Annotated in this window: 15 protein-coding genes and 1 pseudogene; 5 read left to right on the top strand and 11 right to left on the bottom strand. The window is 71.7% G+C overall.

Going from position 1 to position 17,057, the window contains the following annotated elements; translation table 11 throughout:
• Positions 1-3: 3 nt before the first annotated feature.
• The 6 genes from ABGB17_RS32180 to ABGB17_RS32155 all read right to left on the bottom strand — a co-directional run bounded on the left by ABGB17_RS32180 (position 4) and on the right by ABGB17_RS32155 (position 7,620).
• Positions 4-1,449 (bottom strand): wax ester/triacylglycerol synthase family O-acyltransferase, encoded by a 1,446-nt coding sequence (locus ABGB17_RS32180; RefSeq protein ID WP_347636861.1) that lies wholly within the window; start codon positions 1,447-1,449, stop codon positions 4-6.
• 172 nt (positions 1,450-1,621) lie between these two features.
• Positions 1,622-3,022, bottom strand: a complete 1,401-nt coding sequence (locus ABGB17_RS32175) for a cellulose binding domain-containing protein (RefSeq protein ID WP_347636859.1) — start codon at positions 3,020-3,022, stop codon at positions 1,622-1,624.
• Positions 3,023-3,071: 49 nt separating this feature from the next.
• Complete coding sequence (locus ABGB17_RS32170; protein WP_347636857.1) at positions 3,072-4,352, bottom strand: beta-N-acetylhexosaminidase; 1,281 nt, start codon at positions 4,350-4,352, stop codon at positions 3,072-3,074.
• 73 nt (positions 4,353-4,425) lie between these two features.
• A complete protein-coding gene (locus ABGB17_RS32165; protein ID WP_347636855.1) occupies positions 4,426-5,283 on the bottom strand; it encodes a carbohydrate ABC transporter permease in 858 nt (285 codons plus the stop codon).
• Complete coding sequence (locus tag ABGB17_RS32160) at positions 5,280-6,329, bottom strand: sugar ABC transporter permease (RefSeq protein WP_347636853.1); 1,050 nt, start codon at positions 6,327-6,329, stop codon at positions 5,280-5,282. The genes ABGB17_RS32165 and ABGB17_RS32160 overlap by 4 nt, the downstream gene beginning before the upstream one ends.
• 22 nt (positions 6,330-6,351) lie before the next feature.
• Positions 6,352-7,620, bottom strand: a complete 1,269-nt coding sequence (locus ABGB17_RS32155; protein ID WP_347636851.1) for an extracellular solute-binding protein — start codon at positions 7,618-7,620, stop codon at positions 6,352-6,354.
• A 146-nt stretch (positions 7,621-7,766) separates the two neighbouring features.
• On the opposite strand from ABGB17_RS32155, the gene ABGB17_RS32150 reads away from it, so the two are divergent.
• The 3 genes from ABGB17_RS32150 to ABGB17_RS32140 all read left to right on the top strand — a co-directional run bounded on the left by ABGB17_RS32150 (position 7,767) and on the right by ABGB17_RS32140 (position 10,430).
• Entirely contained in the window at positions 7,767-8,501 is a 735-nt protein-coding gene (locus tag ABGB17_RS32150) for a GntR family transcriptional regulator (protein ID WP_347636850.1), read from the top strand.
• A gap of 289 nt (positions 8,502-8,790) precedes the next feature.
• Entirely contained in the window at positions 8,791-9,549 is a 759-nt protein-coding gene (locus ABGB17_RS32145; RefSeq protein ID WP_347636848.1) for a 4'-phosphopantetheinyl transferase superfamily protein, read from the top strand.
• A gap of 164 nt (positions 9,550-9,713) precedes the next feature.
• Positions 9,714-10,430 carry an alpha/beta hydrolase gene (locus tag ABGB17_RS32140; protein WP_347636846.1) on the top strand — a complete coding sequence of 239 codons (717 nt, stop codon included), beginning with the start codon at positions 9,714-9,716 and terminating at the stop codon, positions 10,428-10,430.
• Here ABGB17_RS32140 and ABGB17_RS32135 read toward each other — a convergent pair.
• Positions 10,427-11,032: a TetR/AcrR family transcriptional regulator gene (locus ABGB17_RS32135; protein WP_347636844.1), complete on the bottom strand. Its 606-nt coding sequence runs from the start codon at positions 11,030-11,032 to the stop codon at positions 10,427-10,429. The genes ABGB17_RS32140 and ABGB17_RS32135 overlap by 4 nt on opposite strands.
• A 217-nt stretch (positions 11,033-11,249) precedes the next feature.
• Here ABGB17_RS32135 and ABGB17_RS32130 point away from each other — a divergent pair, with 217 nt between their 5' ends.
• Positions 11,250-12,878: an ATP-binding cassette domain-containing protein gene (locus ABGB17_RS32130; RefSeq protein ID WP_347636843.1), complete on the top strand. Its 1,629-nt coding sequence runs from the start codon at positions 11,250-11,252 to the stop codon at positions 12,876-12,878.
• Here ABGB17_RS32130 and ABGB17_RS32125 read toward each other — a convergent pair.
• The 3 genes from ABGB17_RS32125 to ABGB17_RS32115 are packed head-to-tail and all read right to left on the bottom strand — an operon-like array spanning position 12,824 to position 14,704.
• Positions 12,824-13,621 (bottom strand): SGNH/GDSL hydrolase family protein, encoded by a 798-nt coding sequence (locus tag ABGB17_RS32125; RefSeq protein WP_347636841.1) that lies wholly within the window; start codon positions 13,619-13,621, stop codon positions 12,824-12,826. The genes ABGB17_RS32130 and ABGB17_RS32125 overlap by 55 nt on opposite strands.
• Entirely contained in the window at positions 13,618-14,127 is a 510-nt protein-coding gene (locus ABGB17_RS32120; RefSeq protein ID WP_347636839.1) for a hypothetical protein, read from the bottom strand. The genes ABGB17_RS32125 and ABGB17_RS32120 overlap by 4 nt, the downstream gene beginning before the upstream one ends.
• A 7-nt stretch (positions 14,128-14,134) precedes the next feature.
• Positions 14,135-14,704: a hypothetical protein gene (locus ABGB17_RS32115; protein WP_347636837.1), complete on the bottom strand. Its 570-nt coding sequence runs from the start codon at positions 14,702-14,704 to the stop codon at positions 14,135-14,137.
• Positions 14,705-14,981: 277 nt separating this feature from the next.
• Between ABGB17_RS32115 and ABGB17_RS32110 the strand changes: the two are divergent.
• Positions 14,982-15,220, top strand: a pseudogene (locus ABGB17_RS32110) (WYL domain-containing protein); the annotation flags it as partial.
• A gap of 148 nt (positions 15,221-15,368) precedes the next feature.
• Here ABGB17_RS32110 and ABGB17_RS32105 read toward each other — a convergent pair.
• Positions 15,369-16,910, bottom strand: coding sequence for an acyl-CoA carboxylase subunit beta (locus ABGB17_RS32105; protein WP_347636918.1), 1,542 nt, complete (start codon positions 16,908-16,910; stop codon positions 15,369-15,371).
• Positions 16,911-17,057: the final 147 nt, after the last annotated feature.

Here is a 17,057-nt window from a genome sequence, read left to right as displayed (position 1 = left end):
CGGTCACCCGGGCGCCGGCAGTGTCCTCAGCTCGTCCAGCGCCTCGCGGAAGTAGTCGGTGAAGGTCCACACGTCGGGCACGAGCAGGCGGCACGAGACGATGCCGATCGCGATGCGCCCGTCGTAGGAGAACGCGGTGATGTTGAGGCCGCCGCTGGCGTCGGTGACGACCGACACCGGGTACTGGGCCAGCAGCCGCCGCCCGCACACGTACAGCGGGATCTGCGGCCCCGGCACGTTGGACACCATGAGGTTGATCGGCGGGGACGTCTGGGCCACCAGGCCGAACGCCGCGCGGTCGGCGAGGCCGGTCAGCGCGGCGGGCATGCTCTCGCTCAGGTGACGCAGCCAGCGCGCCGGGGCGAGGGCGAAGCGCTCCTTGATCAGGCTCATCGACTCGTGCACGGCGCGCAGCCGCTCGGCCGGGTCCTCGGTCCGGGTGTCCAGCGGCGTGATCATGAGGGTGACCTGGTTGCCGGGCGCGTCCCCGCCCCCGGCGGTGCGCAGGGAGAACGGCACCCCCGCCACCAGCGGCTCGGCGGGCAGCGCGTCGTGGTCGACGAGCCAGCGCCGCACCGCGGTGGCCGCCAGCGTCATCACCACGTCGTTGACGGTCACCCCGAACGCCTTCTTGACCTGCTTGACGTCGTCCAGGGACAACTCGACGAACGCGAAGCGGCGGTGCGCGGACACCGGCGCGTTGAACGGCGTGCGCGGCACCGTCAGCCGCGGCAGCTCGGGCACCTCCACTCCCCCGCCGAGCTTGCGGGTCAGCCACCGCGTGGCCCGCGACACCGGCCCGGCGCCGGGCAGCAGCGAGACGACGGGGATCTCGTCCAGCCGGGGCATCGCCTCGGCGAGGAAGCGCAGCAGGTGGGCGGGGTTGGCGAGGAGCCGCCCCGCGGTGCGCAGCAGCATCTCGGCCGTCTCGGGGGCCCGGTCGGGGTGCGGGGCGCGGCTCTGCCCGACGGCGAGCGGCTCGGGTGCCGGCGAGAGGTCCATCAGCGCGGCGAGCGCCCCCGCGCCGTACATGCCGTCGATGGCCGCGTGGTGGATCTTGGTGTAGAGGGCGGTGCGGCCGCCCTCAAGGCCGTGGATCAGGTACATCTCCCACAGCGGGCGCCGCCGGTCCAGCCTGCGGGCGTGCAGCCGGGCCACCTGCTCGCCGAGCTGCGTGTCGTTGCCCGGGGCGGGCAGGGCCAGCTCGCGCACGTGGTAGTCGAGGTCGATGTCGTCGTCCTCGGCCCAGTAGGGGTGGTCGAGCCCGAACGGGACGTTGACCAGCCGCCGGCGCAGCGGCTCCACCAGGTGGGCCCGCTCCTCCACCAGCGCGACGAGCTCCTCGCGGCCGAGCGGCCCGTCCAGGATGGACAACCCGGCGACGTTGGCGACGTTGGTCTCGGTCTCGAAGTGGAGGAACTGCGCGTCGAGCGCGCTGAGCTGCCGCATCGGTCCCCCTCTCCTGTGGCCGGCCCCGCCGGGCCGCGCCACGCTGTTGTTCCCCTCCGTTCTACGGACGATACCGGGCACCCGCCCGCGGCCCGCGCGGCGGTCGCCGTGCGGGCCGTGGCCTCTTCCGGAAGGGGATCGGCTCGACCGGAAAGGGGGGGCGGGGAAGGGGTCAGGGCGCCGGGACGGTGTCCACCCAGCGGGTCGAGGAGGCGCGGTAGGCGTTGACGCGGCTCAGCACCTGAGCCGGGGACACCACCTCGTTCTTGGCGTGGTAGAACCAGTCGACCTGCTGGTGGTAGGCCCGCTGCGTGGAGCTGCCCACCAGGCCGCCGCTGATGAACCACAGGTTGAAGTTCACCGACTGCACGGTCTCCGGGTAGTAGTCCCCGCCGTGCTCGGCGAACAGCGCGCCGTCGATGTAGTACCTGATGGTGCCGCCCGACACCTGCAGCACCAGGTCGTGCCAGCCGTCGTAGCCGGCCCGCACCTCGTTGTGCACGTTGACCGCCAGCCACGGGTCGTTGCGGTAGGTCTCCCAGGACGTGGCGTACATGATGGCGGACGGCTCACCCCAGCCGCCGTTCGGCAGATACTCGAAGTCCTGCTCGCTGTAGCCGGGGTCGAGGTCGGCGGCCAGCGGCGTGATGGTGAAGAACGTCTGCACGATGTGGTCGCCGTCGGGGCCGCTGACGGGCGCGTCGGAGAACTTCACCCGGGCGGCGTAGGTGCCTTCGAGGAACTTGCGCTGGTGCAGGAACTCGGCCTGCTGCGTGCCGCCGGACGTGCCGTCGCTGACGGCGCGCAACTGGAGCGCCTGGTTGCCGGTGGCGATGGAGGGGAAGCTGACGTTGTTCTTCGGCCAGCTCGCCCCGGGCACGCCGGGACCGCCGGAGTTGGTGCGGACCGTCCACCGGTGCGAGGCGATGTTCGGGTCGTCGGCGCTCGTGTAGGTGAAGTCGTCGAACACCACGCCCGCGTTGCCGCCGCCGGTGGGCGTGACCGTCGGCGTGACCGTGGGGCCGCCGCCGGTGGGCGCGGTGCCCCACAGCAGGGTGCCGTTCTGGTGGACGGTCACCTTGGTCCAGTCCGCGTACGTGGTGCGGGCCGCGCCGAACGAGTAGTCGTCGCTCTGCGTGATCCGCTGCCAGTCCGCCCGGTGGAAACGGAGCTGCATGTCGCCGGTCTGCGCCCCGGCGGCGAGCGTGCCGGAGGTGAAGCCCACCTCCAGGTACCGGTCGGCGGTGGCCGTGCCCGGCGTGATGGTGCCGAACGTGCCGGTCACCGTGGAGCAGGACACCACCGCCCAGGAGCACGCGAAGCGGTACTGCTGGGTGGAGGAGTCGGCCTTGAAGTAGTAGCGGATCTTGATGCCGGACAGCGGCGCCGCCGTCGTGCCGGTGCTGATCAGGTTGAACCACGGCTCCACCTGGTCGGCGGTGGCCCCGGTGGCGCTGGTCTTGTACTGGAGCCGCAGCGAGACCGCGGCGCCGGCCGGCCCGGCGGCGATCACGGCGGCCAGGGCCGCGAGCAGGGCGGACACCAGCCCGCCGATCAACAGTTTCCTGCGCACTGTCGTTCCTTTCGTGGTGCGCCGCGCGGCGGGGAGCCGCGGGCGGCTGCTAGGGGACGAGCGGGCCGACGTGCACGCCCTGGGCGGTCAGGCGGGCCAGGTGCGGGTCGAGCCGCCGGAGGAAGTCGGGGTAGTCGCCGGGGGTGCCCCAGGCGACCTCGGCGAACGCGCAGAGGCGGGGGAAGGCCATGTACTCCACCCGCTCGGGCGTCGGCATGTACTCGGTCCACAACTGGCACTGCACGCCGCGCACCCCGGGGTCGGGGCGGAAGCCGTAGGCGTCGGCCAGCGAGACCACCCCGGGCTGCGCGCGGGGCTGGCCGGGCGCGTCGGAGGGGTAGTAGTCGAGGTAGGTGCGGGTGTAGGGGGCGAGGATGATGTCGGTGCGGTCCGGCAGGGCCTCCTCGTCCCGCCACACCATGACGGTGGTGCCGGGCGTCGGGGCGCGGTCCGGCTCGTCCCAGCAGACCAGCTTGCGGCCGAGCCCTTCGAGGTGCTCGGCCATGCGGCCGATGAACCAGCCGCACGCCTCCGACGGCCCGGACAGCCCGAGCTCGGCGAGCCTGCGGCGTGCCCGGGGGCTGGCCTCCCACTCGGCGGGCGGGCACTCGTCGCCGCCGACGTGGATGTAGGTGCTCGGGAACAGCTCGGCCACCTCGTCGAGCACGTCCTGGCAGAACCGTACGGTCGGCTCCTCCAGGTTGAGCACGTGCTCGCTGATGCCCCACCGCGACCAGACCTCCAGCCGGCGGGACGGCTCGTTGCCGAGCTCGGGGTAGGCGGCGATGGCGGCCTGGGCGTGCCCCGGCATCTCGATCTCCGGGACCACGGTGACGAACCGCTCGGCCGCGTAGGCCACGATCTCGCGGACGTCGTCGCGGGTGTAGAACGCCTGCGGGCCGCCGCGCCGCGCGCCGACCTCGGTCAGCCGCGGGTAGCGCTCGATCGAGAGGCGCCAGCCCTGGTCGTCGGTGAGGTGCAGGTGCAGGACGTTGAGCTTGTGCTCGGCCAGCAGGTCGATGAGGCGCAACACGAACGTCTTCGGCATGAAGTGCCGTGCGACGTCCAGCATCACGCCGCGCCAGCCGAACCGGGGCCGGTCCTCGACGGTGCCGTACGGCACGGCGGCGCCGAACTGCGCCAGGGTCCGCAGCCCGTAGAAGCACCCGGCACGGCCGCCCGCGGTGAGCTCGATGCCCGCGGGGCCGACGTCGAGGCGGTATCCCTCCTCTCCGAGTCCGGGATCGCGTGCGGCGTACCGCACCAGATCCGGGTGGAACGCGACGGTGCCCCCGAGGACGGCCAGTTCGCGTGGCCGCGGAATGATCACGTTGGTTCTCCCTTTCCGCGCACGCCGGGACGGGCCCGGGGCGGTGCGCTGGGCTCGACGAGGACGGGTGGGGTCAGCCTTTGACGGCGCCGGTGATCATGCCGGTGGCGACCCGGCGCTGCAGGACGAGGAAGATCAGCAGCACGGGCAGCATGAACAGGGTGGCCGCCGCCATGGTGGCCCCCCAGTCGGTGCCGAAGATGTTGGAGAACGACGACAACCACACCGGCAGCGTGCGGTCGTCCTGGTTCTTGATGATCAGCGCGTTGGCGAAGGCGAACTCGTTCCACGCGGTGATGAAGCCGAACAGCGAGGTGGACATCAGCCCGGGGGCGAGCAGCGGCAGCACCACCCGGCGGAACGCGGCGGGGCGGCCGGCGCCGTCCGTCATCGCGGCCTCCTCGAGCTCCGGCGGGATCGCCGCGAGGAAGCCGCGCAGGGTCACGATGGTGAACGGCAGCGTGGCCATGAAGTACAGCAGGCTCAGCATGGAGAGCTTGTCGAGCATGCCGGTGTCCCTGGCGATGACGAACATCGAGATCAGCAGCGCCTCCCAGGGCGCCATCTGCGCGATGAACACCATCAGCACGAACGCCCGCCGCCCCCGCCAGCGCAGCCGCGCCACCGCGAACGCGGCGAGCAGCGCGACCACCAGCGAGAGCAGCACCGCGGACACGGTGACGAGCAGGCTGTTGCGCCAGAACTGCCAGAACCCGTCGGCGTTCACTGCGGTCGCGAAGTGCTGAAGGGTGGGGTGGGCCGGCCAGAAGCTCGGTGTCTCCGACTGGATGCCGGCGGTGGGGGTGAACGCGGTCACCGCCATCCAGTAGACGGGGAACACCGAGACGGCCAGCACCCCGAGCGCCGCCAGGTACAGGGCGCCGCGGCGGACGGGCCGCGCGAGCGCGCCGGGTCGTCGTGCGGAGGTCATCGGGCCTCTCCTTCCTCGCCCTCGTGGCGGTGGACGCGGCGCAGGTGGGCGAGCAGGGCGACGACGAGGATCAGCACCGTGAGGGTGGAGACGGCGGCGCCGAGGTCGTACTTGTGCAGGGACTGGGCGACCTGGAACGCGTACACGGGCAGGGTGGTGGTGGCGCCGTCCGGGCCGCCCTTGCTGACGGCCCAGATCTGGGCGAAGCACTTGAACACCCAGATCACCTCCAGCGAGGTGATCAGGCCGAACAGGGGGCGCAGGATGGGGAAGGTGACGGCGGTGAACACCTGACGGCCGCCGGCGCCGTCGATCCTCGCGGACTCCTCCAGCTCGGCCGGGATCGTGGTGAGCCCCGCGTACAGGGTGAGCGCGGCGAACGGCACCGACTGCCAGACGACCAGCATGACCAGGATGGCGAACGTCGAGGTGCCGTCGGCGAACCACGGGTAGTCCGTGAAGCCGTCGAGACCGAGCCGCACCAGCAGCCAGTTGACCACCCCGAGCCGGGACTGGAACAGCCACTGGAAGATCGTGGTGGCCGCCAGCACGGGCGTCGCCCAGGTGAGCACCAGCCCGCCGAGCACGGCGAGCCGCGTGCGCCGTCCGAGGCGGGCCGCCATGAGCGCCACCAGCGTGGAGATCACCATGATCAGCACCACGTTGACCGCCGTCCAGACGGCCGTCCGCCGCACCACCTCCCAGAACTCCGCGTCCCCGAGCAGCTCGCGGTAGTTCTCCAGCCCGACGAACGCCGCGCCGCCCCGGATCAGCTCGCCCGTCCTGAAGTGCTGGAGCGAGATGACCACGCTGCGCGCCACCGGGTACACCAGCAGGAACAACGCCCCCGCCACCGTCGGTGCGATCAGCAGGTACGGCCACCAGGCCCCGCCCCGCCGTCCCCGTCCCCTGCCCGGGGCGGGGACGGCGGGCCCCCCGGCCGCACCCCGGCCGTCCCTCGCCGGTGCGGTCCTCTCCCCGGCCGGCGGTGACGCCGGCGCGCCCGGGCCACGCCGGGGGCCCGGCACCGGAGGCGATACGGTCACGGCTCTCCTCCAAGGCGGGGCGTCAGGACTTGGTGTTGAGGATGGAGGTGATGACCTGCGACGCCGCGCGGGCCTCGGCGGCGGCGTCCGCGCCGGTGAGGGCCTTGGTCATGTACTCCTTGATGACGTTCCTGGCCTCGACCGCGGCCCAGTTGGCGGAGTTCGGGGTGGCGTGGCCGTTGGCGGCGCCTGCGGCCATCGCCGCGGTGCCCTCGTCGCCGTCCAGGACGCCGCCCAGCGAGACGCGGTTCGGGACGTAGCTCATCTCCTTGGCCATGTCGAGCTGGAACTGCTCGCCGGCCAGGGCCTTGACCACCTCGTACGCGCTGTCGTGGTGCTTGGACGCCTCGGGGATGATCAGGTCGGAGCCGCCGGTGAACACCGCGCCGGGCTCGCCGGCCGTCTTGCCGGGGATGGGGAAGAAGCCCAGCTTGCCGGCGAGGCCGGGGTTGGCCTTCTCGATGGCGACGGCGCCGCCGGGCGTGGAGATGAGCTGCGCGACGTCGCCCTTGGCGAACACGTCGGCCTGCGGCGGGCGGGCCTCGTCGGAGTCCTTGGGGCCCTTGCCGAGGGCCTGGAGCCGCGTGTAGAAGTCCATGCCGGCGAGGGCCTGCGGGGTGTCGAGCGTGCCCCGCCACGCCTCGCCCTCCTTGACGGCGAGGTCCCCGCCCTCGTCCCAGATGAACCCGGCGAGGGTGTACCAGTTCTGCCCGGCCAGGTAGATGCCCTGGTATCCGCCCTTGTTGAGCTTGGCGGTGACGTCCAGCCACTCCTCGCGGGTCTTCGGCGGCCCGCCGACGCCGGCCTTGGCGAACAGGTCCTTGTTGTAGATCACGACGCGGTTGGCGGCGTACCACGGGATGCCGTACTGACGGCCGTCGATCTTGCCGGGCTCGGCGAGGCCGGGCAGCCAGTCGGCGCCGCCGAGGTCGGCGACCTTGTCGCTGAGGTCCTTCACCCCGCCGCTCGCGGCGTACTCGGCGACCTGGGTGTTGCCGACCTCGATGACGTCGGGGGCGTCGTTGCTGGCCAGGCCGCTGGTGACCTTCTGGCCGATGCCGTCCCACTCCTGGATCTGGATGTCGAGGGCGACGCCGGGGTGCGACGCCTCGAACCCCGACTCGAAGCGGCCGAGGAGCGCGTCGGACATGCTGTCGCGCATGATCCAGACGGTGAGCTTCTCCGGGGCGGCGGACCCGGACGCGCCGGGGGACGGTTCGGAGGATCCGCATCCGCTCAGGCCGGCGGCGAGCGCCAGTACTCCCGTCGCGGCGAGAAGGCGATACCTCACAGGGACTCCCACTGGTCAGTTATTGGTAAGCAAATCCCCCGGATGCAGCTAGAGTGGTCCTTACCAGTTGGCCCGTCAAGACCCTTCCCTCCGGCAATCTCCGGCATCCCCCGGCCACAGTGGTAAGTCGCTGGTAAGGTCACGGTGTGACTCTGAACATGCGGGCCGGGCTCAAGCGCGATCGTGTGCGCGACTTCCTGCTCGACTTCATCGCCGACAAGCGGCCGGGCGAGGCCATCCCGTCCGAGCGCGACCTGTGCAAGGAGCTGGGCGTGTCACGGCCCACGCTGCGCGCGGCGATCGAGGACCTGGTGCGGTCCGGCCTGCTGGTGCGCGAGCACGGGCGCGGCACCTTCACCGGCCCGCAGCGGGTCACCCAGGCGTTGTCGGCCACGCCGGGCGGCTCGTTCTACGCCCCGCCCGCCGAGGGTCACTGGCTGAGCCGGGTGCTGGAGTTCGGCCCGGCGACCGCGGGCCCGCAGCTCGCCACCCGCCTCCAGCTCTCCCCCGCCGACCTCGTGCTGCGCGTCGTGCGCCTGCGCATCGTGGACGACGAGCCGATGGCCATCGAGCGCATCCAGCTCCCGCACGCCCTGGTGGAGGGCCTCGTGCCGGCCGACATGGAGTCGGGGTCGTTCTACCGGCTGCTGCGCGAGCGGTTCGGCGTGGACGTGCGCAGCGCCGTCCAGACCATGGAGGCCACGGTCACCGACGAGACCGAGGCCGAGCTGCTGCACGTGCCGCAGCACTTCCCCGCGCTCGGCGTGGAACGCACCACCCGGGACGCGGCCGGGCGCATCGTGGAATTCGTGCGCTCCATCTACCGCGGCGACCGGTACCGGGTCACCTCGGAACTTCATTTCGACGCCGACTCCGGCTGATCCTTTTTCTCTCGTGACCGGGCTGGCAGGAAGCTGACAGCCCGGCGCAGCATGCTGCCTCCCCATCTCATGGCTCGTGCGGTCCGTGCGGCGCACAGTGGACCTTGCGTACTCGAAAAGAACCACGAGCCGGCGAGATTACGAAATGCACGAATCCCATGAATCCACCGCGTCCACCGTCGAATTCCACCGTCCCGTGAGCATTTCCTCCGCGCCGATTTCCACCCCGGCCGCCGCGCACCGCGCGCCGTCACCCGGCGCACCGCGGCGGGCCAGGAAGGGAGGCACCGTGACCACCGCCCTCGTCCCGGACGGGCACAGCCGCGTCTGGTGGGCCAGGCCGCAGCAACCGCCGGCGGACACCGTCTCCGGTGTGCTCAGCCCGCCCGAGCTGGAGCGCGCCCTGCGCTTCCACCGCGACGCCGACCGGCGGCGCTTCCTCACCGCCTGCCTGCTGCTGCGCATGACCGCGGCGGCGCACCTGGACCTCGCCCCGCACCAGGTGCACATCGACCGGCGGTGCCCCGACTGCGGCAAACCGCACGGCAAGCCGCACATCGTGCACCCCGCCGGCCCGCTGCACGCCTCGGTGTCCCACTCGGGCGACCGCATCGCGGTGGCGCTGAGCACCGCGGGGCCGATCGGCGTGGACGTCGAGCAGGTCCCGGACGCCCCGGTGAACGAGCTGATCCGCTCGGCGCTCACCCCGGCCGAGCAGGACATCGTGCGCTCGCTGCCCGAGCAGCACCAGCACGCCGCCTTCACCCGCATGTGGGTGATCAAGGAGGCCGTGCTGAAGGCCACCGGGCACGGCCTGCGCGTGCCGCCCCGGCACGTGCACGTCAGCCACCCGCACCAGCCGCCCGCGCTGCTGGAATGGCCGCTCGACATCCCGGTGGACCAGGTGCGGCTGCGCCCCCTCGACCCGGGGCCCGGGTACGCCGGAATGATCGCCACCATCACCGGCGACGGGCCGGTGCCCGTCATGGAATCCGAGGTCGGGGACGTCGCCCGCATGCCATTCACCGCCGTCGGCATCGCGGCGTGACATCCATGTTGACCTGGTGTGTAAGCGACTGTTGAATGTTACCGAAAGTCACGGCCGGAGTGGCACTGAAGCCATGGTTAACGCTTATGGCTAAAGGCGCTGTTAACAGGTGTTCTTTCGTATTGTTCTGGGCAGTCCTGTTAAGGAGAGGAAGCGGACCCGCCGTGAAAAGACAGTACATCCTGGTCCCCGGCGCGTGGATGGGCGCCTGGGGCTGGGAACCGGTGGCCCGGGGCCTGCGTGCCCTCGGTCATCAGGCACGGGCGGTCACCCTGTCGGGGCTGGCCGGCCCGGACGCCGACGTGTCCGGCGTCGGCCTGGCCACCCACGTGGACGACGTGGTCTCCGTGCTGGAGAAGGAGGACCTGCGCGACGTCGTCGTCGTGGCGCACAGTTATGCCGGCATCGTCGCGGGCCAGGTCGCCGACCGCCTCCCGGACCGCGTGGCGCACACAGTGTTCGTGGAGGCGTTCCTGCCGCACGACGGCCTGTCGATGCTGCACGCCTTCCCCGAGCGTCAGCGCGCCGCCGAGCTGCGCCTCATCGCCGAGAACGGCGGCCGCTGGCCCGTGCCTGACGTCACGGTGGTCGCCGAGGGCCAGGACCTCTCCCCCCTCCAGGCCGCGTGGCTGGTGGAGCGCTTCGTCGGCCACCCCGGCCACACCCTCTCCGAGCCCGCCGTGCTCACCCGCCCCCTGGACCGGCAACACGCCACCTACGTCGTCTGCGAGAAGGACCACTACGACGGCCGCGTCGCCCCCGACGTCACCGCCCTCCGCCACTCCCCCACCTGGCACTTCCACAGCCTCGACACCGGCCACTGGCCCATGATCTCGGCCCCCGACCGCCTGGTCTCCCTCCTCACGGGCCTCGCGGACTAAGGCGCCCGGCAGATGGCTTCGATGCCGTCGAGGAGCCAGGTGAGGCCGAAGGCGAAGCTGGTGTCCCAGTCGCTGTCCACGACGAGGGGGCCATGGGTGGCGAGTACGGGGTACCGGTCGTGGTTGGCGCGGAAGTGATCGCGAGCGGCGGCGGCTCGCGTGGCCGGCTCATCCCCGGCCGTCCAGGTCGCCTGCATGAGCGCGGAACCGATGACGTAGTTGGACAAGCTGTACGCGGCGGCGGTCAGGTGGGGCTCGGCGACCCCGGCCTTCAGGAGGGTGGCGTACAGGAACTCGCTGCGGGCGAGCACATTGGGGCCCAGCATCGGACGGCCGAGAAGCGCCGCCGACCAGGGATGTTCCAGCAGGACGGCATGCCATCCGCCGATCAGCGCGGTGATGGCGGCACGCCAGCCCTGGCTGTCGACGCGGGGGATCTCGACCGCCGCGAAGATGGCGTCGAGGGCGAGGTCGAGGACATCGTCCTTGGTTTTCACGTGCCAGTACAGCGTTGTGGACCCGGTGCCGAGGCGCTCCGCGAGCCGCCGCATGGTCAGCCAGCCGGCGCCTTCCTCATCGAGGAGCGCTATGGCCTCCTCCACGATCCGGTCCCGGCTGAGCGGCGGCGCTTCACGCGCCGGCCGCGCGGGCGGCCGCAGCCACACGTCTCCCGCCGATCCTGACTGCCTCGTTCCCAATGCGGTCCTCCTCGTCCTCGCACGGGCGAGTCTAGTATGGTGTTCGTGGACCGGATCAACGATCCGGTGCTCGAACAGCGGTCCACTGGTGCGAGATCTCGATCGGCGGAAGAGGACCACAGTGGCGGGACATGTCGAGGTCGACCGTCTCACCTACGTGCTGCCGGACGGGCGGCTCCTTCTTCACGAGGTGTCGTTCCGCATCGGCGACGGCGTCAAGGCCGGGCTGGTGGGGCCGAACGGCGCGGGCAAGACCACTCTGCTGCGACTGATCGCAGGAGATCTGCGACCGGCAGACGGCCGGGTGGTCTGCTCGGGCGGGCTGGGGGTGATGCGGCAGTTCATCGGCAGCGTCCGCGACGACCGGACCTTGCATGATCTGCTCCTGTCGACGGCCCCCGACCGGGTCCGCGCCACCGCCGCGGACCTGGAGCGGGCGGAGTCGGCGCTGGCGGAACGCGACGACGAGACCACGCAACTGGCCTATGCGCAAGCGATCAGCGACTACGCCGACGCCGGCGGCTACGACATGGAGGTCGTGTGGGACACCTGCGCGACAGCGGCCCTGGGCCTGCCGTACGACGCGGTCCGGGAGCGGCCGGTGAGCACCCTGTCGGGCGGCGAGCAGAAGCGCGTCGTCCTGGAAGCCCTGTTGCGCGGGCCGGATCAGCTCCTGCTGCTGGACGAGCCGGACAACTACCTCGACGTGCCCGCCAAGCTGTGGCTGGAAGATCAGTTGCGCGCCACATCCAAGACCGTGCTGCTGGTCTCCCACGACCGGCAGTTGCTGGCCGACGCCACCGACCGCATCGTGACCGTGGAGTCGCGCGGCGTCTGGGTCCACGGCGCGGGCTTCGCCACCTACGCTCAGGGCCGCCAGAACCGCATCGACCGGCTGGAGGAACGGCGCCGCCGCTGGGACGAGGAACACGCCAAGCTCAGGCGCCTGGTGCAGACCCTCCGGCAGACAGCGGCCAACAACGACGCCGTCGCCTCCGCCTACCGGTCCGCCCGCACGCGGCTGGCGCGGTTCGAGGAGGCGGGCCCGCCCGAGCGCCCGCCCAGACGGCAGAACGTCCGGATGCGGCTGCGCGGCGGACGGACCGGCAAACGCGCCGTCATCTGCGAAGCCCTGGAACTCACCGGTCTGATGCGGCCCTTCGACGCTGAGATCTGGTACGGCGAACGCGTGGGCGTCCTTGGCTCCAACGGCTCAGGCAAATCTCACTTTCTGCGAGTGCTCGCCGAAGCGGCGGACGGCGCGGTGCCCTCGGTACGCCACAGCGGGTCCGTACGGCTGGGCGCCCGGGTCGTGCCCGGCCACTTCGTGCAGACCCACGCCAGGCCCGACCTGCACCGCCGCACCCCCGCCGAGCTGGTGACGTCCAGGCATGCTCTCACGTTGAACGAAGCCATGGCCGCGCTCGCCCGCTACGAACTCGCACCGGCCGCCGAGCAGCCGTTCGAGACCCTGTCCGGCGGGCAGCAGGCCCGGCTGCAGATCCTGCTGCTGGAACTGTCGGGTGCGACGCTGCTGCTGCTCGACGAGCCGACCGACAATCTCGATCTCGCCAGTGCCGAGGCCCTGCAGCAGGGCCTGGCGTCCTTCGCCGGCACCGTGGTGGCGGTCACCCATGACCGCTGGTTCGCCGCCGACTTCGACCGTTACCTCGTCTTCGGTGCCGACGGAACCGTTTACGAGAGCAGCGAACCGGTCTGGGACGAAGCCCGGGTCGAGCGTGCCCGCTGAAGCCGTGCCACCGCGTTCTCGGCGGGACGCCCCCGCGCGCCGGCCTCGTCCCGCGTGGCGAGGAAGGCCTCGGCGAAGGCTCCGGCGATCTTGAGCTCGCCGATGGGGTTGGGGTGCAGGCCGTCGTAGGCGTCGCTGTAGGGGTCGTACAGCCGGGACAGGCATACCGGGGTGATCGGGGAGTCCGGGGTGGACATCGCGGCGAAGGCCGCGGGCAGTGCGCGGTTGTAGGCGGTGATGAGGGCGCCGAGGTGGGGGTGGGCCGCCAGCGGGGTGCGCCGCACGACGTCGGCGACGAGGAAGCGTAGCCGGGGACGGGCTTGCCTGGCGCGCCGTACGAAGGTCTCCAGGTCCGCCAGCAGGCCCGCGGGGCCGGAGACGCCCCAGGCGAGGTCGTTGAAGCCGAGGGCGACCATGAGGTGGTCGGGGCGGCAGGACGCCACGGCGCCGGCGATGCCGGTCTTCGCCTCGTTCAGCGTGCGGCCCCAGCGGGCGTAGTGGAGGCCGTCGCCGAAGCCGCCGCCCCGGGGGTAGCGGCCTGGCCGCGTGTGCACGCCGGATGCGAACTGGGCGAGCTCCCCCGCGGCCGGTTCCGGGAGCACGCAGGTGCCGGTCCACGGGCCGACGAAACGGACGACGACGTCGCGCTCGCCGAGGTGCTCCGACAGCCGGTGGCGCCAGGTCTGGTCGCCCTCGGCGCCGTGGCTGATGGAGTCCCCCACGATCATGATGCGGGGGGTCACGCCACCGATGGCACACCCCCGCCGCCGTCGCGGGAACGGGCGCGGCGGGCCCTCAGTGGCGGCAGGACGAACAGGTACGCCAGCAGCGCGACGCCGATGAGCAGCAGCGAGAACGTGAAGACCCATTCGCTGGAGCCGCCGGGGCCGTAGACCTGGTTGGTCCGGCCGACGTCGAACGCCTGGGTCCGCTGACCCTGGTGGAGCATCTCGCGGTCCGCGCCGTACATGGCGACGTCGGCCCGCCGCACGCTGCCGTCGTCGGCCCGGAAGTCGCCGCTCCACGTGCAGCTCTCGTGCCCGGGGTGCTGGATGCAGTACAGCTCGCGGGCGGTGAACACCCCCGGCACGCCGTCGGCCCTGGCCGCGCGCACCGTCGGGCCGATGTTGGGCACCGCGAGGTACAGCAGGAAGACGGCGACGAGCGCCAGGGCGGCGGTGAACGCCGGGGACCGCGGGCGCCGGGGGCGCTCGCGGTCCAAGGCGAAGTCGTGTGCCTCGTCGGTCATGGTGTCATCAGGCCGCCGCGCCCACGGGCGTGGCGCAGGTGCAGCGCATCTCGGCCCGCTCCTCCGGACGCGGGCGCAGGTGAAGAATCACCGCGACCAGCATCGGCGCGAACACCACGGCATTGTAGAACAGGTGCAGCTCGACCCTCGGGATGATCAGCTGCAGGATGCTGGTGGGCACCGGCTTGCCGGCCAGGTAGACGCCGGACAGCTTCTGGATGAGCAGGATCAGGTGCTCGAAGTGGTGCCACACCTGGATGCCGAGGGAGATGGTCCACCAGGTGCGGGACCGGCCGACGAAACCCTTGCGCAGCGCGATGAGGCCGATCAGCATGATCAGCGCGTAACCGTAGTGCATCCACTCGGAGGTCACGAGCCACGGGAACGGCACGCCGAGGACGCCCCGCGCGTCCGGGAGCTTCCAGCCGAGGGCGTAGATCTGGACCGCCTGGGCGACGTGTTCCGCCCAGTGGGCCAGCACGATGAACATGAAGGTGTTAAGGGCGATTTTGTGGTATCGGCCGTTGATGCCGGGTGCCAGCGTGCCGCTCGCAGGCGACGTGATTTCGGTGGCCATGCGCAAACCTCGATCCCGCGGATTCTTGACCGGGTGGCCCTGCGCGCCGTCAGGGCGCGACGAACGCTCCGACCTGGATAAGGGACGGAGTGCCGAGCATGAAGCTCATTGTGACGCATAAGGCGCCTGAGGCGCTTCTCCTGCTTTGCTATGTTTTTCTGGCGTAACGCTGTCCGATTCCGGACACCCCTGTTTACGCCCCGCGATTTGGGCCGGAAATGGGCCGCCGAAACACACCGGCAATGCCGTCCGGTAGCCGTGCTTACCGCGATGGCGCGCCTCCCGCGACCACGAGCGGCTCCGCTTCGACTACGCCGGCCACGACGGGCCGGCCGGCCGCCGCGAGGTCGAGCCGCACCGGCTCGCGCACAGCCGAGGCCGCTGGTATCTGGTCGGATGGGACGTCGCGAGGTCCGGCGCACGTTCCGGGTGGGCCGGCTGCGGTTGCGGACACCGAACGGCCCGCGGTTCACCCCACGCGAGGACCCCGGCGGCGACCTCGCCGGCCACGTCGCCACCGGCCTGGCCACCGCGACCTGGCAGTGCCGGGCCCGGGTGACGGTGCGCGGCCGCCCGGTCACCCCGGTGCACCTGAGCGGTCAGAGCACCGGCCACCAGCGACGCGACGGCCTTCGTGCCGTTGCGCGGAACGACGCGCGGTCCTTCACAGCGGGACGTTGCCGTGCTTGCGCTGCGGCGCCTGCTTGCGTTTGTTGCGCAACATCGCGAGGCCACGGGCGACCGCCGCGCGGGTGCGCACCGGGTCGATGACGTCGTCCACCAGGCCGCGCTCGGCGGCGTAGTGCGGGTGCACGAGCTGCTCGACGTACTCCTCCACGAGCTCCGCGCGCAGGCCCGCCGGGTCCACCGACGCGGCCAGCTCCTTGCGGAAGATGACGTTGACCGCGCCCTCGGCGCCCATCACCGCGATCTCGTTGGTCGGCCACGCCAGCGACAGGTCGGTGCCGATGGACCGCGAGTCCATCACGATGTACGCGCCGCCGTAAGCCTTGCGCACGATGACGTGCACGCGCGGCACGGTGGCCTCGCAGTAGGCGTACAGCAGCTTGGCGCCGTGCCGGATGATGCCCTCGTGCTCCTGGTCGGTGCCGGGCAGGAAACCGGGCACGTCGATCAGCGTGACCAGCGGGATGCCGAAGGCATCGCAGAACCGCACGAACCGGGCGGCCTTCTGCGAGGCGTCCACGTCCAGCACTCCGGCCAGCACCATGGGCTGGTTGCCGACGACGCCGACCACCTCGCCGTCGATGCGGGCCAGCACGCAGACGACGTTGGTGGCCCAGTACTCGTGCACCTCCAGGAACTCGCCGTCGTCCACCAGCTCGGCGACCACCGACCGCATGTCGTACGGCTTGTTCGGCTCCACCGGCACGATCTCGGCGAGGGCGGGCCGCACGTCCTCGGTGGCGCCCACGGCGGGCCAGGACGGCGGCGGGTCCAGGTTGTTGCTCGGCAGCAGCGAGACCAGGTAGCGCACGTCCTGCAGGCAGCTCTCCTCGTCGTCGTGCACGAACGCCGCCACACCCGAGCGGCGGCCGTGCACGTCGGCGCCGCCGAGCTCGGCGTGGGTGACGCGCTGCCCGCTCACCGCCTCGATGACGTCCGGGCCGGTCAGGTAGAGCTGCGCGGTGTCGCGCACCATGAAGGCGAAGTCGGCGAGACCCACGGTGTAGGCGGCGCCGCCGGCGCACGGGCCGAGCACCACGCTGATCTGCGGGATCACGCCGGACGCCTGCACGATGCGCTGGAAGATGCCGCCGTACCCGCTGAGCGCGACGACACCCTCCTGGATGCGGGCGCCGCCGCTGTCGATGAGGCCGATGATCGGCGAGCCGGTGGAGACGGCCAGGTCCATCACCTTGTGGATCTTGGCGGCGTGCGCCTCGCCGAGGGAGCCGCCGAAGATGGTGAAGTCCTGCGCGTACACGAACACCCGGCGGCCGTCGATGGTGCCGGAGCCGGTGACCACGCCGTCGGTGTGCGGGCGGTTGTCCCCCATGCGCAGACCGTTCGCCTGGTGGCGGCGGTACATGTCGATCTCGGTGAACGACCCCTCGTCCAGCAGCGCGTCGATGCGCTCGCGCGCGGTGCGCTTGCCGAGCGCGTGCTGCCGCTCCACGGACTCCCGCCTGCCGGCCGCGATCCGGCCGCGCAGCCGCTCGCCCTGCTCGCGCAACGCCGCCATGGAACGCCTCTTGGGGGGCTCCGCCTGCCCGTTCGCGCCGCCGGCCTGGCCGTTCGCGCCGCCGGCCTGGCCGTTCGCGCCGCCGGCCTGGCCGTTCGCGTGGCCGTTGGTGTGGCCGTTGGACGTTGGGCTCGCGGACCCGTTGCC

It is taken from the genome of Sphaerisporangium sp. B11E5, assembly GCF_039871875.1.
GTDB lineage: Bacteria > Actinomycetota > Actinomycetes > Streptosporangiales > Streptosporangiaceae > Sphaerisporangium.
This window is presented reverse-complemented; position numbering and strand designations above follow the sequence as displayed.